Below are 18546 nucleotides of genomic sequence, written 5' to 3'. Positions count from 1 at the left end.
TGCGGCCTTTTGCCCTTTTTCGGACCATCTTCGCAAGCACAGCTTTAAACCATGTTGCACTGCCGAGGAACTATCATGCGTTTGGCCCTTTACACCGGATTAATACTGGCTGGCGGTTACAGCTACCTGACGCCGGCGCTCGCCGCCGATCCCACCGGCGACTGGCGGGTGGCCGACGGCGTCGCCAACATCCGCGTCGCCCAATGCAATGGCAGCATGTGGGGCGCCGTCGCCTGGGAAAAGAAACCCGGCGGGCGCGACGAGAACAATCCAGATGTCTCGAAAAGAAGCAGACCGACGCTGGGCATGGTGACGCTGATCGACATGAAGAAGAAGCCGGGCGCCGATCAGTGGGAAGGACAAGTCTACAACGCCCAGGACGGCCAGACCTATAGCGCGACCATCACGCCGACGGGTGCCGACCAGCTCGAAATCAAGGGCTGCGTGATGGGCTTCCTCTGCGGTGGCGAGACCTGGACCCGGGTTGGCCCGCCGATCCCCTTGAGCACCGCCAATGCCATGGCCAAGAGCACGCCGAAGTCCGCCGGCCCGGCGCCGAAAGCCGCAGGTACGACGGTTGCCGCCGCGCCTGCGCCCGCGGCTCCGAAGGCGGCCGCCGCCGCAGCCAAGCCTGGTCAGAAGAACGCCGCCGATCCGGTCGGCGACATCTGCCTACTCCCTGAGATTGCGGGGCTTGCCCATTAGGGCCGGCTGGAACAGCAGCACGGCCGCGAGCGTGGTCACCAGCGAGAGGGCCAGCAGCTTGCCCATGCTGGACGTGCCAGGATGGCTCGACAGCCACAGGCTCCCGAATGCGGTCGCGGTTGTCAGCGCGCTGAAAAAGATCGCGCGTGTCAGGCTGGTCTGGAGCAGATTTGTCCTGCCCGAGCGCCAGGCGACGACATAATAGATTTTGAATGCAACGCCGACGCCGAGCAGCAGCGGGAACGCAACGATGTTGGCGAAGTTGAGCGGCAGACCGATCAACACGCAGATCTCGAGCGTCACCGCGCCTGCAACCAGGAGCGGCACCAGCGTCATCAGCACGTCGACGAAGCGGCGCAGCGTGATCCACAGCAACAGACCGATCACCAGCAACGCGTAGATGCCGGCGTGGATGAATGCCCGCACTACGGTATCACCGGATTTCAGAATCGACACCGGGCCGCCGATCGCGGTCGGCTCGGCAACGAGCACCGCCGCCGCAAATTTGCGCAGCGTGTCGTTGTCGTTGGGATCGCCCTTGGGCAGCGCCTCGACGCGGATGATGCCGTCCTTGCTCTTCCAGGCGCTGACGAGATCGGGCGGCAGTGACTTCAGGGTCACGGGCTCGGCCTGCATCGCATTTCTGAGCTGGTCGAACACGATCTTCAACGGCGTGACGAACACGTCCTGCGCCTTGTTGCGCGTGGCCTCGTCGCCATTGGCGAGCTTTTCGAGCGCATCTGCCAGACGGCGCGAGGCGGCCGCGCCCGGGCCCTTCGCGTCGCCCGCGGTCCGGCGCAGATTGTCGACCGAGGATTTCAGCGACTCGACGTTTTCCTGGTCCGACGGCGCCGCGTCGATCTGCTCGGGGTTGAGTGCGGGGTTCAGCACCTTGGCGCCCTGCGCGAGCAGCTTCAGCTTCGGCGGCTGGTCCTGCGGCACGAAGCTGTCGAGCGACATCACCCGCAGCACCTCAGGCACCTTCTCCAGCTTCGCCTCGACCTGCCTTGCCTGCTCCTCGGATGTGGTCATCACGTTGATGGCATTGGCACCCGTGTTGGGGTCCTTGCGCAGATCGAGGAAGGTCGCGATCGATTCGGCCTTCGGGTTGCGCAGGTTCATCGGGTTGAAGTCGAACTTCATGAAATAGAGCAGCGGCAGGCCGCCGAGCGCAAGCAGCAGCGTGCCGCCGACGATCAACACGCGGTGCTTCTCCAGGAAGTGATCGAGCGGCGCGAGGAAGGCATAGCCGACCGGTTCCTTCTCGCCGGGCGGGTTCAGCAGCTTCAGCATGGCCGGCAGAACGGTGATCGAGGAGAGAAACGCCACCAGCATGCCGACGCCGGCGATCTGGCCGAGCTCCGCGATGCCCTTGTAGTCGGTCGGCATGAAGCAGAGGAAGCCGGCGGCCGTCGCCATCGCCGCGAGCGACAGCGGCACCGCCGAGCGCTTGGCCGCCAGCACCAGCGCGCCCGTGAGATCGTTGTGCTTGTAGCGCTCCGAGCGGTAGCGGACGCTGTATTGGATGCCGAAATCGACGCCGAGGCCGACGAACAGCACCGCGAACGCGATCGACAGCAGATTGAACGATCCGACCATCATCAGGCCGGCTGCGGTCGTGATCGCAAGGCCGACGAAGAGATTGACGAACACGGCGAAGATGATCTTCGCCGAATGCAACGCCAGCCACAGGATGACCAGCACGACGAGAACCGTGCCGACGCCGTTGATGACGGCGCCCTCCTGGACGGTGGCGTATTCCTCGTTGGCGATCGGGACCGGGCCGGTCAGCCGCACCCGCGCCTGGTATTTGGTCGGAAACTCCAGATCCGCGGCGGCCTTGCGGATCGCGTCGGTGGCGCCCTTGCCCGGCTCCAGCGCGTTGTAATCGAGGATCGGCTTGAACTCGATGAAGGCGCGCTTGTCGGAATCCGATAGCGGCTCGTCGCTGACGAGCTCGCGCCACGAGAAGCTCGCATTGCCCTTGTTGAGCACGGTCTCGACGGTCTGCGCGATCAGGTTGAAAGGCCGCGCGGTGTTGTCGAGCTTGACCTGGCCGCGCTTGACGCCGGCAAGCCCCGTCTCCAGCGCGCCGGTCAGGCCGCGGATGGAGGGGTCGCCGGCCATGATCTCGATCAGGGGCGCTGCGGATTCGAACTGGCCGGTGATCTTGCCGACTTCCTCGGTCGGCAGGAACAACAAGCCGTTCTTCTCGAAGAACTCGCCGCTGCCGAGCTGCTGCATCGACTGGAAGTTGGTCTTGTCGTCCTTCAGCTTGGCATAGAGCGCATCCGACGCCGCGCTCGCCATTTCCGGAGTCTTGGCCTCGACGACCGCCGTGATCGTGGCATCGCGGTCGAAGGCCCGGTCGAACTGCTGGTCGCGCTGGCGCCAGTCCAGATTCTGGGCAATCAGCGAATTGATGTCGGTGTTGATGGCGAAGTGCCGGGACGCGTAATAGCCCGCGCCCGCTGCCAGCAGGAGCCCGAGAACGACGACGAGGGAGGCAAACCGGGTGCAGGCCCTGACGATGGCAACGACGACGCTTTGCAGCACTTCTTTTCTTTCTGCGGTTAACAGCTTGCCGGAAACGCCCGCTGTTTATCGGAGTTCCCGGGCGAAACCTATTGCTGTTTTGGGTGGTTCTCGCCGCAACAAGGTTCGAAGTAAACGCGGGAGACCCGGGCAAAATCATGCGGGGCGGTCGGTATAGCCGGGGAGTTGAGGCGGGAAAGTGACGAAGGTGTGGGCACAAATGTCGCCATTTTGCGCACGCCATAATCCATACTATAATACCTCAAATCGAGCCGCGGCCTATCCCAGGGTTTCATTCCACCTTTCCTTGCTGCCGATTTTTTGACACAAAGTACTGCGCCTCCATGCCGCCGGAGCCCTGAGGGGTGGGTGGCTACCGCGTGCGCGAACCAATGGTGCGGATATTGCAACTCATTGGTCAGTATCGGAGTGCCGCCGGGGACCTACGAAGCGGATTGGTGCAACTTGCGTGACGGACGTCCTATGGAAGTTTATCTGGCGCAACCGCGCGGCTTCTGCGCGGGGGTGGTGCGTGCGATCGAAATCGTGGAACGGGCGCTGGAGAAGTACGGCCCGCCCGTCTACGTGCGCCACGAGATCGTGCACAACAAGTACGTCGTCGAGAGCCTGAAGAACAAAGGGGCAATCTTCGTCGAGGAGCTGTCGGAGGTCCCGCCGAAGTCGGTGACGGTCTTCAGCGCCCATGGCGTCGCCCGCAGCGTCGAGGAAGAGGCGGCCGCACGGGACCTTCCGGTGCTCAACGCCACCTGCCCCCTGGTCACGAAAGTTCACAATCAGGGGAAGCGCTACATCACCAAGGGCCGCACGCTGATCCTGATCGGCCATGCCGGACATCCCGAGGTCGAGGGCACGATGGGCCAGGTTCCCGCCCCGGTCCTGCTTGTCCAAAGCGTTCAAGAGGTTAAGGCCCTGACGCTGCCGGCGGATACGCCAGTGGCCTACATCACCCAGACCACCCTGTCGGTCGACGACACCAGGGACATCATCGCCGCCCTTCAGGCCCGCTTTACAGATATTCAAGGTCCGGATATCCGGGATATCTGCTATGCGACACAGAACCGCCAATCTGCGGTAAGGGACTTGAGCAAGCTGGTCGACGTGATCTTGGTGGTGGGCGCTGCCAACAGCTCGAACTCGAACCGGCTTCGCGAAATCGGCACCGAAGCCGGCGTCGCGAGTTATTTGATTGCCGACGGCAGCGAGCTCAATCCGGAGTGGTTGAAGAATGCCAGGACCGTCGGCATCACGGCCGGCGCTTCGGCGCCCGAGGTACTCGTGGATGACGTGATCGAAGCGATGCGGCGGATCGGACCGGTCAAGGTCTCCGTACTGCCGGGCCGCGAGGAAAACATCGAATTCCGGCTTCCGGCCCAATTGGCTGCGAGCTGACCCACCCGAATTCAAAGCCCAGAAAGAAACTTGTAATGGCTATCCCGTTCTTCAAGGAAATGCGTATCGGCGGCTATTTGCTCAAGCAGAAACTGCTTGGCCGCAAGCGCTACCCACTCGTGCTGATGCTGGAGCCGCTGTTCCGCTGCAACCTCGCCTGCGTCGGCTGCGGCAAGATCGATTATCCCGATGCGATCCTCAACCGCCGCATGACCGCGCAGGAGTGCTGGGACGCGGCCGACGAGTGCGGCGCGCCGATGGTCGCCATACCCGGCGGCGAGCCGCTGATCCACAAGGAGATCGGCGAGATCGTGCGCGGCCTCGTCGCGCGCAAGAAGTTCGTCTCGCTCTGCACCAACGCGCTGCTGCTGGAGAAGAAGCTCGATCTGTTCGAGCCCTCCCCTTACCTGTTCTTCTCCGTGCATCTCGACGGCCTGCGTGACCATCACGACAAGGCGGTGTCGCAGAAGGGCGTGTTCGACCGCGCCGTCTCCGCAATCAAGGCAGCCAAGGCGCGCGGCTTCACCGTCAACGTCAACGCCACCATCTTCGACGGCCATCCGGCCGAGGAGATCGCGAAATTCCTCGATCTCACCGTCGAGCTCGGCGTCGGCGTCTCGATGTCGCCGGGCTACGCCTATGAGCGCGCGCCGGACCAGGAGCACTTCCTCAACCGCACCAAGACCAAGAAGCTGTTCCGCGACGTCTTTGCGATGGGAAAGGGCAAGAAGTGGAATTTCATGCATTCCGGCCTGTTCCTGGACTTCCTCGCCGGCAATCAGCAATACGAGTGTACGCCCTGGGGCATGCCCGCGCGCAACATCTTCGGCTGGCAGAAGCCCTGCTATCTGCTCGGTGAAGGCTACGCCAAGACCTTCAAGGAGCTGATGGAGACCACCGACTGGGAAACCTACGGCACCGGCAAGTACGAGAAGTGCGCCGACTGTATGGCCCATTGCGGCTACGAGCCGACGGCGGCGACGGCTGCGCTCAACAACCCGCTGAAGGCGATGTGGGTCTCGCTGCGCGGCATCAAGACCTCTGGCCCGATGGCGCCGGAAATCGACATGTCCAAGCAGCGCCCGGCGCAGTACATCTTCTCGGAACAGGTCCAGAAGAAGCTCTCCGAGATCCGCAAGGACGAAGCCGCCGCCGCGCAGGCGAAGGCCGCGCAGAAGGCTTCGACGGCCGCGTAAGCGCGCGAGTCGGCACGAACAAAAAGGCCCGGTCGCCACCGCGACGGGGCCTTTTCTTTTATTCAGCTTCGCGTTCGCAGCGTGGGTTGCGCCGGGCAGCGATAACGTCGAGATGACTGCAGCTCGCCTACTGGGCGGAGCCGCCAAGGGCGGGGGCCGCCGCATGTTGCATATGCTCCGATGGGATTTCCTGGCATGCCCGGCTTTCGCATCAGCCGTGCTGGCGTCAGATCAGAAATGGACCTCGGTTCGCATGCCGAGAACCACGGCGTTGTCGGTCTTCACGCCCACCGCGTTATAGCCGCGCCCACCGGGATTGATCACATATTGCGCGTCGAACTTGAGGTTCATCCAGCCGGTCGCCTGCCATCCGTACCAGACTTCGATCGGAACTTCGTTGCCACCGGCGTTGGTGCTAAGGGCCGCCGAGTTCACGTGGGTCGTGCCCACCGCGAAGCCGACTTCGTCCTGGGGACGCCAGCTGAACGTTCCGGTATGCCGGAAGCCAAGGGCGATCTGGTAATCCTGGTACGACGTCCGATGATCGGCAACAGTCGTGTTGAGGAAGGTGTACCAACCCTGCGCGCCCGGACCATCGACAGTCAAGCGCTGAAGAATGGACTCGTAGACGCCGTAGCGGCCGCGTTGATCTCCGAGATTTTGATCCGGGACACCTCCAATGCCGGGGATGGTGGAGATGACACCGGGAAGGCCACCATCAATGGTCGATGCGCTGTCGTACCAGCCGCCAAATCTCCAGGTCCCATTCAAGGGTCCTTTCGGCGCCCAGACCAACTCCACCGGGACCAACACGCCGCTGGCGGGGGTCGAGTGAGGGACGCCGGGCAAAAAGTAGACAGTCGGATCTGACGTCGTCAGGTAATTCGGATTGGCGTCGTAGACGCCGACCGAAATCGTAAATTCCGGCGCGATCTTGTAGTGGACGACACCGGCCCACTGGCTCACCGGCCAGTTGTAGATGTACCCGCCCTGGATGTTGCCGGGCTGGCCGCCGCAGAAGGTCAGGTTGATGAACTCGCACAGACCGAAGAAGAAGTCGGAGCCGACGGGAAGACGACCGCCCTTGAGCTCAAGGCGATCATCGAAAAGTTTCTGCGAGTAGTAGAGCTGAGTCAGGCGCAGAATATTGCCGCGGCCGAACACTTCGTTGGTCAGCTGCAAGGCGGGAATGTCCGCCTCGGTATTCAGGTTCTTGCCGAAGCGGTCGACCAGCGTCAGGCCGACGGTGCCGCCCTGGATGCCGGCGAGCTTCCCCATGTCGAGCTTCGCGCCAAACCATAGCTGACCGGCGTTGGCTGCGGTGTTTCTGCTTCCACCCGTGACGTTGCCGACAGATTCGTTACCCAGCGTCAGACCCAGCTCGATGCCCTGCTCCTTCAGCCTCGTCCGGCCGAGATCGCCGAACAGATACGGTCTCGTCCAGAAGTCGTCGGCCTCCACATAAGCAAGGGGCGCAGCTTTCGTTGCAAAATCGGCCGCATGTACTGCACCGCCCAACAGCGATGACAAAACGATCCCCACACCGCACGCACATGCGGTGTTCACAAGCCTGCGCAACATTTTTCTCGTCCTCCCGCCGTCTCAGGCTTTGTCATTCTTGCCTCACGTTCCCGCCAAGCCCTCGAGCCTGGAACGCGCTCCTTCCCCAGCACACACCGTTCGCAGCCGCGCGCCCACGCAGCTGCTTTGTGTCAACTGGAGCCTGGATCCGTCATGCCTGGTCGCCCGCTCTCACCGGCAACGCGTCCACGCCGCGCGGAGCTGCGCCCTGCTGTCCTTCGAGTGTCGATCGCGGCGCCGTGCGGGCGAGGCCGGCCAGCGCCATCTTGCGCCGCCGTCGGGCCTGCAATTGATGATCCGCCAACACGCCGATCAGAATCACCGTCCCCATCACAGCGAAGTTAAGGGAATTGGGGATGCCCAGGATGTTCACGAGGTTCTGCAGCACCTGCAGCAGCGCAGTCCCCAGCACGATACCGAGGATCGAGCCTTCGCCGCCGCGCAGGCTGCACCCGCCCAGGACGGCAGCCGCGATCGCATAGAGCTCATAGAAATTGCCGAAGGAGCTCGGAGACACCGAATTCGTGTAGAACACGAACAAGACTGTCGAAACGCCGGCGAGCCCACCGCTGATGATGTAGGCGGCGGCGATCACGATATTCGTGTTGATGCCCGAGAAGCGCGCCGCTTCCTCGTTCTTGCCGACGGCATAAAGCCAGCGCCCGTACACCGAGCGGTGAAGCACCACGCCGAGGACGAGCGCAAGGATGATGAGAAGGATAAAGGTGTTTGGGATGCCCGCGACATTGCCGGAGGCAATGCTGCTCAGCGTCCCGGCCTCGTCGCCGTAGCCGAAGCCGCGTGTCGAGTCGGACGTATAGTAGCGCGCGGCGCCGCGATAGATGAGCAACCCGCACAGCGTTACGATGAAGGGCTGCATCTTCAGCCGGGTGACAAGGAAACCTTGTATTCCTCCCAGCGCCAGCCCACCCAGCAACACGGCCAGCAGCGCCAACGGCCAGGGAACCTGATAAGTCGTCAGAAGGTCGATGAATACGACGCCGAGCAGCGCGAACATCGAGCCAAGCGAGAGGTCGATGCCGCCGGTGATGATCACAAGGCCCTCGCCAAGTGCAAACACGCCGAACAGGCCGATCAGGTTGGCCATGTTCAGCAAGTTCACGAGCGACAGAAAGGCTGGATTGATCGCACCCGTGACGGCGGCAATCACCAAGAGCAGCAAGCCCAGGCCGAGTTCTTTCTTGTTCATGGCGCAGCCGCTTCCGCAGTTTCCGGCGCCTGGCCGATTGCAAGCTGCAACACGTTGTATTCGCTGAACTGCGGGCGCTCCAGCACGCCGCTGACGCTGCCTTCATGCATCACTGCGATCCGGTCGGAGACGCCAATGACCTCCTCCATGTCCGACGAAATCATCACGATCGCGACGCCCTGGTCGGCAAGCTCCCGCATCAACGCGTAAATCTCGCTCTTGGCGCCGACATCGACGCCGCGGGTCGGCTCGTCGAAAAACATCACGCGCGGCTGCATCGAAAGCCACTTGCCCAGCACGACCTTCTGCTGGTTGCCGCCGGAGAGCGTCACGGCCTCCATATCGATGCTCGGCACTTTGATGGAGAGGCGCCTCACCTGCTCTTTCGCGACCTTGCGCTCGGCCGGGCCGCTGCCCAGCCACAACCGTGCGTAATTCAGCAGGCTGGCCAGCGTCACGTTCTCCCGGATCGGCAGCTCCAGCACGAGCCCGGATTTCTTGCGGTCCTCCGGCATCAGATAGATGCCTTGCCTGATGGCGTCCTGCGGCGATGCAACATGGACTGGCGCGTTGTCGATCCTGATCTCACCGCCCAGCAGCGGATCAATGCCGAAAGCCGCGCGAGCCAGGGAGGTGCGACCGGCGCCCACGAGCCCTGCCAGTCCGAGTATCTCGCCATGCCGTACGGAAAGATCGATCTGCCGGTCGGGAAAGGCCGATGTGACGAGACCGACGATGTCGCAGCCACCCGGCAGCGGCGGCCGCCTCGGCGGCGTGTGCAGCGCTTTCAGGTCGCGACCGATCATCAGCCGGATCATTGCGGCATGGCTCAGCCTGTCCCGCGCCAGCTCTCCCACCGTGCGCCCGTCGCGGAGCACCACGACGCGGTCGGCGCAGGTTATGATCTCGCTGAGCCGGTGAGAGATATAGATCACCGAGATGCCGTGAGCCTTCAGATCGGCAATCACCTCCAGCAACCGTTCAGTCTCCGCAATCGTCAGGCTGGAGGTCGGCTCGTCCATGATGATCACGCGGGCGTCGATCGAGAGCGCCTTGGCAATCTCCACCAACTGACGCTCGGCGATCGACAAATTGTCGACCGGCGTGTCCGGGGCAAAATCGGCGCCCAGCCGCTCCAGCAGCGGCGTCACACGGGCGCGCATGTCCGCATTGTCCACCAGCTTCAGCGGGCCGCCGACAAGCTTCTCGCGTCCAATGAAGACGTTGGCGGCTACGTCGAGATTTTCGAAAAGGTTCAGTTCCTGATGTACGAAGGCGATGCCGGCCTGCGTCGCCTCGGTCACCGTCATACGGGGGTGGTCGGTGCCGCCGATGCGGATCACGCCCTCGCTCGGCGCGATCACGCCACCCAGCACGCGCATCAACGTCGATTTGCCGGCGCCGTTCTCGCCGATCAGACCCAACACCTCGCCGCGGTACACGCTTAGGCTGACATCGTCGAGCGCCATGACCCCGGGATAGGACTTGCTGATCCCGGCGAGTTCGAACAGGATTTCCGTCATTCATTTCCTCCCGCATGACGCCCGACTGTGCCAGCCGGGCGTCGAAAGGCGCTGAAAGTCACTTCTTCAGCAGTCCCTTCAGATTTGCGGTGAACTCAGCGACGTTGGACTTGCTGATCACCTGGGTTGGCACGATCAGCTTGCCGTCAGCCGGGATCCAGGACTTGTCGCCGTTCAGCGTCTTGATGATGTTGGTGGCGGAGAGATAGCCGAACTCGTAAGGCTGCTGCACCACCGTAGACTCGATCGTGCCGTCGGAAACGCCCCGCAGCGTGCGCTGGTCCTCGTCGAAGCCGACGATCTTCACCTTGCCGGCCTTGCCCGCCGCCTTGACCGCGTCGTAGATCAGCGGCGTCTCGTAGCTCCAAAGGCCGGACAACAGCGCGATGTCGGGATATTTGACGAGCACGTTCTCGATATTCGCCTTGGCCTTGGCGAAGTCCACCTGGTCGGTGAACACATCGACCAGCTCGACCTTGGTGCCGGCGATCGCGTCCTTGATGCCTTGCACCCGCTCGCGGGCATTGTCCGCGTCCATCGTGCCGACGAACAGCGCGATCTTGCCGCCGTTCGGCAGCGCCTTCTTGATCTCCTCGCCTGCTTGGCGCCCGGCCGCGACATTGTCGGTGCCGATATAGGCGAGACGTTTGCTCTGCGGCGCGTCGCTGTCCGTCGTGATCAAGACGGTCTTGGCCGCCACCTTGTTGAGCTGTTCGGTCGCATGCGGCGCATCGTCGACCGAGATGGATATCCCGGCGACGCCGCGCACCAGCAGGTCGTCCAACTCGCGCCGCTGGCCTGCCGCCGTGCCCTCGTTGGTGACGATCAATTCGATATTGTAGTCCGGGTGCTCCTTCTGCGCCTTCTCGAGCCCGCGGCCGGCGATGGTCCAGAAGTCGGCCGCCACATTGGTGACCAGCGCGATGGTCTTCTTCTGCTGGGCTTGCGCCACACCCGTCGCCATCGCGAGCGCGGCGGTCGTGAGCAACGGCACTAGCAATTTCTTCATCGATTCGTTCATGTTTCAGCTCCCTTTGACCACCCCGAATGAGGGCTTCACGGCGCTTATGCGCCTTATTTTCTTTATTAAGCGAAGAAATGTCACAGAGCAAAAACATCGAAATTGGGATGTACTGCCACATTCTTCACGCGGAAATAGTACATGAGGTATTATATTAGTAAAGAAGACTCTCACCCGACGTTTTTTAGCTGTGCTTTTTCGACCACACCATCTCCCTTCACATATTAACTTCACGTTATAAACTAAAGAGGCAGCATGGTTGACCAAATTGAGCAGCCGAGACGAATGTCCAGCCCCGGCCGCGGCTCGAATCGCGGCCGCCTGGTCGAGGTCTTGCGACGCCACGGGCCGTTGCCGCGGGTGGAGCTCGCCCGGAGCACGGGATTGAGCTCCCCCGCCGTGTCTGGCCTGACGTCGAGACTGATCGCGGAAGAGTTGCTGTGTGAGACTGAGACAGCGGCAACCTCATGGTCCGACGACACGGACGAAGACGATGCGGATGGGCTGAGCGGCCGCCGCCGTGGCCGGCCAGCCGTGCTGCTGACCCTGAATCCGGAGTTCGGCCGCATCATTGCGGTCTCGCTCCGCATGAATCTGATTGAAACGCTGATCGCGGATTTCAGCGGCTCCGGCCTGGCACAATCGCGGCTGGAAATCGCGACGCGAGCCCTCGATGCGGGTGCGTTATGCGATCTCGTGATCGCGCAGATCGATGCGATGCTTGAGGCGACAGCCACACCGCGCCATCGCCTGTTGGGAATAGGAATCGCCCTCCAAGGCATCGTGAACGCGGACACTGGCCGGCACTTGTGGAGTCCGGCGCTGTCCGTCACCGATGTCGATCTGGTGAAGCCGGTACGCCAGGCTTTCGACGCCGAAGTCGTGATGGCGAATGACGCTGTCGCGGTTGCGCTCGCCCTTTGCGCCGCGGAGCCGTCATTGGCGCAGGGCCTCTCAGCCACGATCATGGTCGGCCACGGCGTCGGCATGGGCGTCGTTGTCGACGGCGAAGCGCGCTGGGGCGCTGGTGCCGGCAGCGAGATTGGCCATATCAAATTGGGATCGAACGGCCCGCAATGCCGCTGCGGCCAGCGCGGCTGCATCGAAGCCCATCTCGCCGATTATGCGCTCTACCGCGACGCCCGCACCTTTCTCGACTTGCCACCGGCGGCGGCGCAACAGCCTTCCGAAGCGCAGATGGCCCTCCTGCGGGAGCGGGCGCGGAGTGGCGATCCCCGTCTTGAGCAAGTATTCCAGCAGGCAGGTCGCGCGCTTGCCGAGGCGGTCGCGGCAACGATATCCGTACTGCGCCCACATCATGTGATCCTGGCGGGACCCGGACTGCAGGCATTTGACATGATGCGCCGCGCCTATGAGGAGCGGCTTGAGCAAGCGGTGTTGCCATGGCTGCTCAAGTCCACGGCGATCTATCTGCGTCCAAGCGAGTCGGCGGCAATCGTCGAGGGCATGGTGCGACGGACCCTGTGGGTCGTGGACCGAAACCGCATGGAGGCGACCGAGTGAGCATGCACCAAAACGCAGACGGCCCGGTCGCCAATCGCGACCGGGCCCTTTTGTTTTATCGCATCAAGAGGTCAGGCCGCCTTGGAGACCAAAGCCTCGCTGTCGATCAGCTCGGTGCCGATCAAATAGTCGCGGCAACCGCGCAAAGACCGGAGCGCGCGGTTGAAGTCGATGCCGGTCGAGACCAGGGCATGCAGCGTTGCCGGGTTGCGGACGATGCCGCGCAGCACGGCGGCGAGGTCGATCTGGCCGTTCGGCTTGATCGCGGCGCGGGCGAGCGCCGGCAGCGCGCGGTGGGCGGGGTCGCTGATGACGCGGACCGCGGCAAAGGGCAGCCCGGCCTCGGCGGCGTAGGCGGCGGCGATGTGACTTTCCATGTCGACGGCCGAGGCGCCGGTCTCGGAATGCAGCGCCGCCTTGCAGGAGCGCCCGGTGACCACTTCCTCGGCACCGGCGAGGCTGCCGCGCACGACGCGACGGCGGCCCGAGGTCAGGCGGTCGATCAAATCGTCGCCGAGCGAGAGCCCCGCGGCCCAACGGGTGTCCCCGGACAGCACTTCGGTCGCCAGCACGACGTCGCCGGAGCGCAGCGTCGGGTCGAGCCCGCCGGCGACGCCGAACGAGATCACGCCGCGAATCGTTTCGGGATCCACCACGGTCAAAAGCGCCCGCAACTGCGTCGGGCTGCTGGATGAACAGATGACCGCCATTCCGGGCCCGGCTGCGATGCGGGCCTCCTGGACCAGTCCGGTCACGATCAGTATTGGCCGCGGGTCGACGGTCTGACCCGCGGTAAAATAGTCCCCCGTCCCCAAAGTCACATTCCGACCCCTACCACCCTGCTGTTGGTGTTCCGCAAGTTCCGATACCGCGCCAATGCCCACAGCGGAAAGAACTTTGGGTAACCATGATACCGTAGATAGAACACGCGGGGGAAGCCCGTGGCGGTGTACCGCTGCTCGTCCCACAGTCCTTTTTTGTCTTGTGTTGCAATCAGGTACTCCACCCCGCGGGCGACGGCCGGGTGATCAACCTCGCCTGCCGCCATGAGGGCAAGCAAGGCCCATGCCGTTTGCGAAGCGGTCGAGGGGGCGGCCTCCCAGCCCTTATAGTCCAGCCGGTAGCTGACGGCGTCCTCGCCCCAGCCACCGTCCTCGTTCTGGATCGAGGCCAGCCAGGCGGCGGCTTTGCGAATCATGGGATCCTTATGGTCGACGCCGGCCATGTTGAGGGCGCACAGCACCGACCAGGTTCCATAGATGAAGTTCATGCCCCAGCGGCCGTACCAGGACCCCTCGGGGTGCTGGGTCTTCCGCAAATAGGCGACCCCGTCGGCGACGTGCTTGCTGGACTTCTCGGTCTCGCCGAGCTGGGCCAGCATCGAGATGCAGCGCGCCGTGACGTCCTCGGTCGGCGGGTCGAGCAGCGCACCGTGGTCAGAGAATGGGATGTTGTTGAGATAGTATTCGAGATTGTTGACGTCGAAGGCGGCCCAGCCGCCGTCGTCGCTCTGCATGCCTTCGATCCACTCCCTGCCGCGGGCAATCGCGGCGTCATAGCCGGTGGCGCCGTGCTCTCGGCGCATGCGGTCCATCGACATCACCACCACGGCGGTGTCGTCGAGGTCGGGATAATGGGCATTGTTGTACTGGAACGCCCAGCCGCCCGGACGCACGTCGGGCCGCTTTGCCGCCCAGTCGCCCTTGACCTCGAGCTCCTGCCGCGGGATCAGCCAGTCGAGGCCCTGCTTGGCCGCCGGCACCGCCTTGTCGCCGCCGGCTTCCAGCAGCGCATGCGCGGTCAGCGTCGTATCCCAGACCGGCGAGACGCAGGGCTGGCAATAGGCCTCGTCGTCGTTGATCACCAGCAGCTTGTCGATGCCCCGGCGCGTGATCGCGCGCGGCGGATAGTTCTCGTCCTTGCCGAGCGCGTCGTACATCATGACGATGTTGGCCATGGGCGGATAGATCGCGCCCATGCCGTCCTCGCCGTTGAGCCGCTCCTCGATGAAGGCGAGCGCGGCGTCGATCGCACGCTTGCGCAGGCTCTTCGGAAACAGCGGTTCGATCACCCGCAGGATTGCGTCGAGCGAGCGAAACAGCAGGAACCAGGCCATGCTCTGATGCGGCGCCTTCGCGGTCATGCCGATCGAACGCGGGTCCTGAAGAAACAGCTCGTCGATGCCGACGCCCTTCGGATTCTTCGCGCGCGGCTTCAGCGCGGCGATCACCATCAGCGGCACCATGGTGGTGCGCGCCCAATAGGAGATCTTGTTGAGATGGAAGGGCGACCAGAACGGCAGCAGCACGATCTCGATCGGCAGCACCGGCACAGCGCGCCAGGTCACGACGCCGAACGTCGCGAGCAGGAAGCGGGTGAAGACGTTGCTGTTGATCGCGCCGCCGCGCGCGTGGATCGCCTCGCGCGCACGCACCATGTGCGGCGCGTCGACGGAATCGCCGATCATCTTCAGCGCGAAATAGGCCTTCACGCTGGCGCTCATGTCGAACTCGCCGTCATGCACCAGCGGCCAGCCGCCATGGGCGCCCTGCACGCGACGCAGATAATTGCCGATCTTGGCCTCGAGCACGGTATCGACTGGCTCGCCAAGATAGTGGCGCAGCAGAATGTACTCGGCCGGGATCGTGCAGTCGGCCTCGAGCTCGAACACCCAATGGCCATCGGACTGCTGGAAGCCGAGGATGCCCTGGGTGGCCGACGCAATGCTCGATTCCAAAGCTTCGCGGCTGGTCGCGTTCACGGAATCCATGTCGCTCGATTGCTCCGATAGTCGATTGAAAGTTGACCGGGACATCGCCCGTCAGGGCCGCCTCTCAGGATCCTTTGGCGGCCAGAACCAGATCGGCGGCGCGGTCGCCCGACCGGACCGATCCCTCGATGGTTGCAGGCAATCCCGTAGCAGTCCAATCGCCGGCAAGGAACAGGTTTTTCAGCGCAGTGACCGGCCCTGGACGCAAGGCATTCTGGGCTGGCGTGGCCGCAAATGTGGCACGGCGCTCGCGCACGATCTGCCACGGGGGCAGCTCGCCCGACACGCCGCCCGCCTGGCAGACGTCGTTCCAGATCGTCTGCGCGAGTTCCTCGCGGGGCATGTCGATCAGACGGTCGCCATTGCTGATGGTGACGGAAAGCCGGTTCGGGAACGCGAACAGCCATTCCACCACGCCGCCGATCACGCCTAGGATCGGCGGCGAGCCCGGCGGCGGCTCAAAGCGGAAATGCGCATTCACGATGGCACGGAATTCCGTCGGCGTCTTCAGGCCCGGCAGCAGGCTGGAGGCCGCACGCGGCGGCACTGCCATCACGACGACATCGCCCTCGCCGAGCTGGATCACGTCCTCGCCGCCGAAATTCAGCGCACTGGCCTTGCCGTCACCGCTCGCAAACGAGCGCAGCTCGTGGCCGAGCTGAACGGTGTGGCCACGCTCAGTCAGGAACTTCACGGCCGGCTCGATCAGCACGGCGCTGAGGCCGTCACGCGCGATCAGCGGACGGCAGGCCTGCCCGCCCGCGAGCAGCGTCTCGCGCACGATCGCACCGGCAAGCCCCGCCGAGCCCTCGGGCGGATCGACGTTGAGCGCGGCGAGCAGCAGCGGCTGCACCAGGCGCTGATAAAGAATGCCTTCGGTCGGAATCGACTTGCCGACCAGCGTCTGTTCCGACGCCCAGATCAGCGGCGCCAGCTTCAGATAATCGGTGAGCCCGGTGTCGGGCACACGACGGCTCTCGTCGAACACCCAGGTCGGCAGCCGGCCGGCGCCGAGATCGATCTGCCAGCGCTGTCCGGTCTTGATGTCGACGAACGGAAACTGCGCGCTTTCGGGGCCGACGAGGCCGGCCTCGGTGCCGATCGCGCGCGCATAGGCCCGCGCATGGCTGTTGCCCGAGAGCAGCAGATGATTGCCGTTGTCGATGGTGAGGTTGGTGGCGCCATCGAAATAGGAACGGCAACGGCCGCCGGCCTGGTGCGTGGCCTCGTGCACCGCGACCTTGAAGCCGGCATTGGCGAGCCGCACGGCGGCGGAGAGGCCGGAAATTCCGGCACCGATGATGTGAGCTGTCTTTTGCATCAGATGAAAGCGTAGCGGAGCAGGATGGCGATGCGTGTGATCTTCGACACACGCACCGGCTGGCGCGGTGCATTGAAACCGCGCGCAATCAGGAGATCCAGAATGGAATGATAGTATTTCGACATGATCCGCGGCGCGCGCACCGTGCGGCGCTTGTTGCGGTTCATGATCTCGTCCGACTTCTCGAAATGCACCTTCGCGCGCTGCGCCAGCGGCATGCAGACCTTCGGCAACGCGCGCTCGGCAATGACGCGGTTCGGGTCGCTCGAGGTGATGCCGGCATGCAGCAGCGCCTCGCGCGGCAGATAGAGCCGGCCGAGGCCGGCATCCTCGTCGATGTCGCGCAGGATGTTGGTGAGCTGAAGCGCGCGGCCCAGATGATAGGCGAGCTGGATGCCGTCCTCCTCGGGCAGGCCAAAGACCCGCACCGACAGCCGTCCCACGGCGCTGGCGACGCGATCGCAGTACAGATCGAGCGTCGCCATGTCGGGCGCGCGGATGTCCTGCGGCACGTCCATCTCCATGCCGTCGACGATCGCCAGGAAATCCTCGCGCTTGAGGCCGAAGGTCTTCACCGAGGCGACGTAGTCCTTCAGCCGCGGCGGCGGATTGCCCTGATAGAGCGCGTCGATGTCGTTGCGCCACGCCTGAAGCGCGGCGAGCCGCTCATCGCGCGGGCCGTCGGAATCGGCGATGTCGTCGACCTGGCGGCAGAAGCTGTAGATCTGGAACATCGCTTCGCGCTGGTCATGCGGCAGGATGCGCATCGCGGCGTAGAAGGAGCTGCCGGATGCGGTGGAGCCATAATTGGCGCCGGGCGAGGTCGCCTCAAGCGTCATGTGCAGTCCCCGGTCTGGAAATGGCCCTGCGTCCCATGGCGCGGCGGCCGGCCTCGCCGATCATTCCGGCAAGGCTGAAGATGAGCAGTTCGAACTTGTTCAGGTGCACCCGCTCGCGCAGGGGATCGCGCACCTTCAAGAGCCGCACGATGCGGTCGGCATAGGCCTGGATCACCGCGACGTCGACGCCGAGACGGAAATCCCGGATCTCGGCGCTCAACGGTCTGCCCTCGTTGAGCAGCACCTCGTTGCGCGCGGCGAGCGACTGCAGGCAGGCCAGCATCGCCGGCGGCGACTGCGACCGCCCGAGCTGTTCGACCGAGGCGCCGTGTGCTGCCAGCGCATCGCGCGGCAGGTAGACGCGGTTGAGCTCGCGGAAGTCCTTCCCGCAATCCTGCAAATGGTTGTTGATCTGCAGGCCAGCGCAGAGCGCGTCCGATGCGGCCCAGGTCGAGGTGCTCTCACCATGGACGTCGAGCATGAAGCGGCCGACCGGCATCGCCGAATAACGGCAATAGTGAATGACCTCGTCCCAGGTCTCGTAACGCAGCTTGGTGACGTCCATGCGGAACGCGATCAGCACGTCGAGTGCATGACGCGGCGCCATGCCGCGCTCGGCCAACGCGCGCCGCAGGCTGACGGCCTCGGCCTGGGTGTCGCCCTTGCCGAGCAGTTCGGCCTCGAGCAGATCGAGGTAGGCGAGCTTCTGGTCGGGCGGGAGCGTCGCGTGGTCGGCGATGTCGTCGGCGGTGCGGACGAAATTATAGTACGCCAGGATCAGCGCGCGATGACGCGGATGAATGATCCAGGACGCGACGGGAAAATTCTCGTCGCGGTCACCCTTGCCGGATCGCAATTCGCTCGCAGAGGTCATCGAGGGCTGGCTTACAATCGTTTGGATAGAAAGGGCT

General features: G+C 63.9%; 14 protein-coding genes. 4 read left to right on the top strand and 10 right to left on the bottom strand.

Features of this window, described 5'->3' with window-relative positions; genetic code table 11:
- The first annotated feature begins 75 nt into the window (after positions 1 to 75).
- The gene (locus X268_RS09005; protein ID WP_164937621.1) at positions 76 to 705 is read left to right on the top strand and encodes a DUF2147 domain-containing protein; all 630 of its coding nucleotides are present in this window, start codon (positions 76 to 78) and stop codon (positions 703 to 705) included.
- On the opposite strand, the gene hpnN is transcribed toward X268_RS09005, so the two are convergent.
- Positions 673 to 3261, bottom strand: coding sequence for a hopanoid transporter HpnN (gene hpnN, locus X268_RS09000; protein ID WP_128924609.1), 2589 nt, complete (start codon positions 3259 to 3261; stop codon positions 673 to 675). The genes X268_RS09005 and hpnN overlap by 33 nt on opposite strands.
- A gap of 462 nt (positions 3262 to 3723) precedes the next feature.
- Here hpnN and ispH point away from each other — a divergent pair, with 462 nt between their 5' ends.
- Entirely contained in the window at positions 3724 to 4650 is a 927-nt protein-coding gene (gene ispH, locus X268_RS08995) for a 4-hydroxy-3-methylbut-2-enyl diphosphate reductase (RefSeq protein WP_128924608.1), read from the top strand.
- A 35-nt stretch (positions 4651 to 4685) separates the two neighbouring features.
- On the top strand, positions 4686 to 5846 hold the full coding sequence (hpnH, locus tag X268_RS08990; RefSeq protein ID WP_128924607.1) for an adenosyl-hopene transferase HpnH: 1161 nt from the start codon (positions 4686 to 4688) through the stop codon (positions 5844 to 5846).
- 231 nt (positions 5847 to 6077) lie between these two features.
- On the opposite strand, the gene X268_RS08985 is transcribed toward hpnH, so the two are convergent.
- The 4 genes from X268_RS08985 to X268_RS08970 all read right to left on the bottom strand — a co-directional run bounded on the left by X268_RS08985 (position 6078) and on the right by X268_RS08970 (position 11181).
- On the bottom strand, positions 6078 to 7427 hold the full coding sequence (locus X268_RS08985; protein WP_128924606.1) for a carbohydrate porin: 1350 nt from the start codon (positions 7425 to 7427) through the stop codon (positions 6078 to 6080).
- Between the two features lie 151 nt (positions 7428 to 7578).
- A complete protein-coding gene (locus tag X268_RS08980) occupies positions 7579 to 8637 on the bottom strand; it encodes an ABC transporter permease (protein ID WP_128924605.1) in 1059 nt (352 codons plus the stop codon).
- Entirely contained in the window at positions 8634 to 10160 is a 1527-nt protein-coding gene (locus tag X268_RS08975) for a sugar ABC transporter ATP-binding protein (RefSeq protein ID WP_128924604.1), read from the bottom strand. The genes X268_RS08980 and X268_RS08975 overlap by 4 nt, the downstream gene beginning before the upstream one ends.
- A gap of 58 nt (positions 10161 to 10218) precedes the next feature.
- Positions 10219 to 11181, bottom strand: coding sequence for a sugar-binding protein (locus X268_RS08970; protein WP_128924603.1), 963 nt, complete (start codon positions 11179 to 11181; stop codon positions 10219 to 10221).
- 255 nt (positions 11182 to 11436) lie between these two features.
- On the opposite strand from X268_RS08970, the gene X268_RS08965 reads away from it, so the two are divergent.
- A complete protein-coding gene (locus X268_RS08965) occupies positions 11437 to 12705 on the top strand; it encodes an ROK family protein (RefSeq protein WP_128924602.1) in 1269 nt (422 codons plus the stop codon).
- Between the two features lie 71 nt (positions 12706 to 12776).
- Here X268_RS08965 and X268_RS08960 read toward each other — a convergent pair whose 3' ends face one another.
- From X268_RS08960 to hpnC, 5 genes are all read right to left on the bottom strand, one after another.
- Positions 12777 to 13583 carry a phosphorylase gene (locus X268_RS08960; RefSeq protein WP_347341917.1) on the bottom strand — a complete coding sequence of 269 codons (807 nt, stop codon included), beginning with the start codon at positions 13581 to 13583 and terminating at the stop codon, positions 12777 to 12779.
- Positions 13523 to 15475 carry a squalene--hopene cyclase gene (gene shc / locus X268_RS08955; protein WP_128924600.1) on the bottom strand — a complete coding sequence of 651 codons (1953 nt, stop codon included), beginning with the start codon at positions 15473 to 15475 and terminating at the stop codon, positions 13523 to 13525. The genes X268_RS08960 and shc overlap by 61 nt, the downstream gene beginning before the upstream one ends.
- A 64-nt stretch (positions 15476 to 15539) precedes the next feature.
- A complete protein-coding gene (hpnE, locus tag X268_RS08950; protein WP_128924599.1) occupies positions 15540 to 16796 on the bottom strand; it encodes a hydroxysqualene dehydroxylase HpnE in 1257 nt (418 codons plus the stop codon).
- Positions 16796 to 17635 (bottom strand): presqualene diphosphate synthase HpnD, encoded by an 840-nt coding sequence (gene hpnD, locus X268_RS08945; RefSeq protein ID WP_128924598.1) that lies wholly within the window; start codon positions 17633 to 17635, stop codon positions 16796 to 16798. The genes hpnE and hpnD overlap by 1 nt, the downstream gene beginning before the upstream one ends.
- Positions 17625 to 18509 carry a squalene synthase HpnC gene (gene hpnC / locus X268_RS08940; RefSeq protein WP_128924597.1) on the bottom strand — a complete coding sequence of 295 codons (885 nt, stop codon included), beginning with the start codon at positions 18507 to 18509 and terminating at the stop codon, positions 17625 to 17627. Before hpnC ends, hpnD begins: the two co-directional genes overlap by 11 nt.
- Positions 18510 to 18546 lie beyond the last annotated feature (37 nt).

The sequence above is a fragment of the Bradyrhizobium guangxiense genome, assembly GCF_004114915.1.
GTDB lineage: Bacteria > Pseudomonadota > Alphaproteobacteria > Rhizobiales > Xanthobacteraceae > Bradyrhizobium > Bradyrhizobium guangxiense.
The sequence above is the reverse complement of the archived record's forward strand: the minus strand, read 5'-3'. Positions and strand labels throughout refer to the sequence as shown.

Coding starts and splice junctions, on each gene's coding strand:
- X268_RS09005 (WP_164937621.1), top strand. CDS start 76: ATGCGTTTGGCCCTTTACACCGGATTAATACTGGCTGGCGGTTACAGC.
- ispH (WP_128924608.1), top strand. CDS start 3,724: ATGGAAGTTTATCTGGCGCAACCGCGCGGCTTCTGCGCGGGGGTGGTG.
- hpnH (WP_128924607.1), top strand. CDS start 4,686: ATGGCTATCCCGTTCTTCAAGGAAATGCGTATCGGCGGCTATTTGCTC.
- X268_RS08985 (WP_128924606.1), bottom strand. CDS start 7,427: ATGTTGCGCAGGCTTGTGAACACCGCATGTGCGTGCGGTGTGGGGATC.
- X268_RS08980 (WP_128924605.1), bottom strand. CDS start 8,637: ATGAACAAGAAAGAACTCGGCCTGGGCTTGCTGCTCTTGGTGATTGCC.
- X268_RS08975 (WP_128924604.1), bottom strand. CDS start 10,160: ATGACGGAAATCCTGTTCGAACTCGCCGGGATCAGCAAGTCCTATCCC.
- X268_RS08970 (WP_128924603.1), bottom strand. CDS start 11,181: ATGAACGAATCGATGAAGAAATTGCTAGTGCCGTTGCTCACGACCGCC.
- X268_RS08965 (WP_128924602.1), top strand. CDS start 11,437: ATGGTTGACCAAATTGAGCAGCCGAGACGAATGTCCAGCCCCGGCCGC.
- shc (WP_128924600.1), bottom strand. CDS start 15,475: ATGGATTCCGTGAACGCGACCAGCCGCGAAGCTTTGGAATCGAGCATT.
- hpnE (WP_128924599.1), bottom strand. CDS start 16,796: ATGCAAAAGACAGCTCACATCATCGGTGCCGGAATTTCCGGCCTCTCC.
- hpnD (WP_128924598.1), bottom strand. CDS start 17,635: ATGACGCTTGAGGCGACCTCGCCCGGCGCCAATTATGGCTCCACCGCA.
- hpnC (WP_128924597.1), bottom strand. CDS start 18,509: ATGACCTCTGCGAGCGAATTGCGATCCGGCAAGGGTGACCGCGACGAG.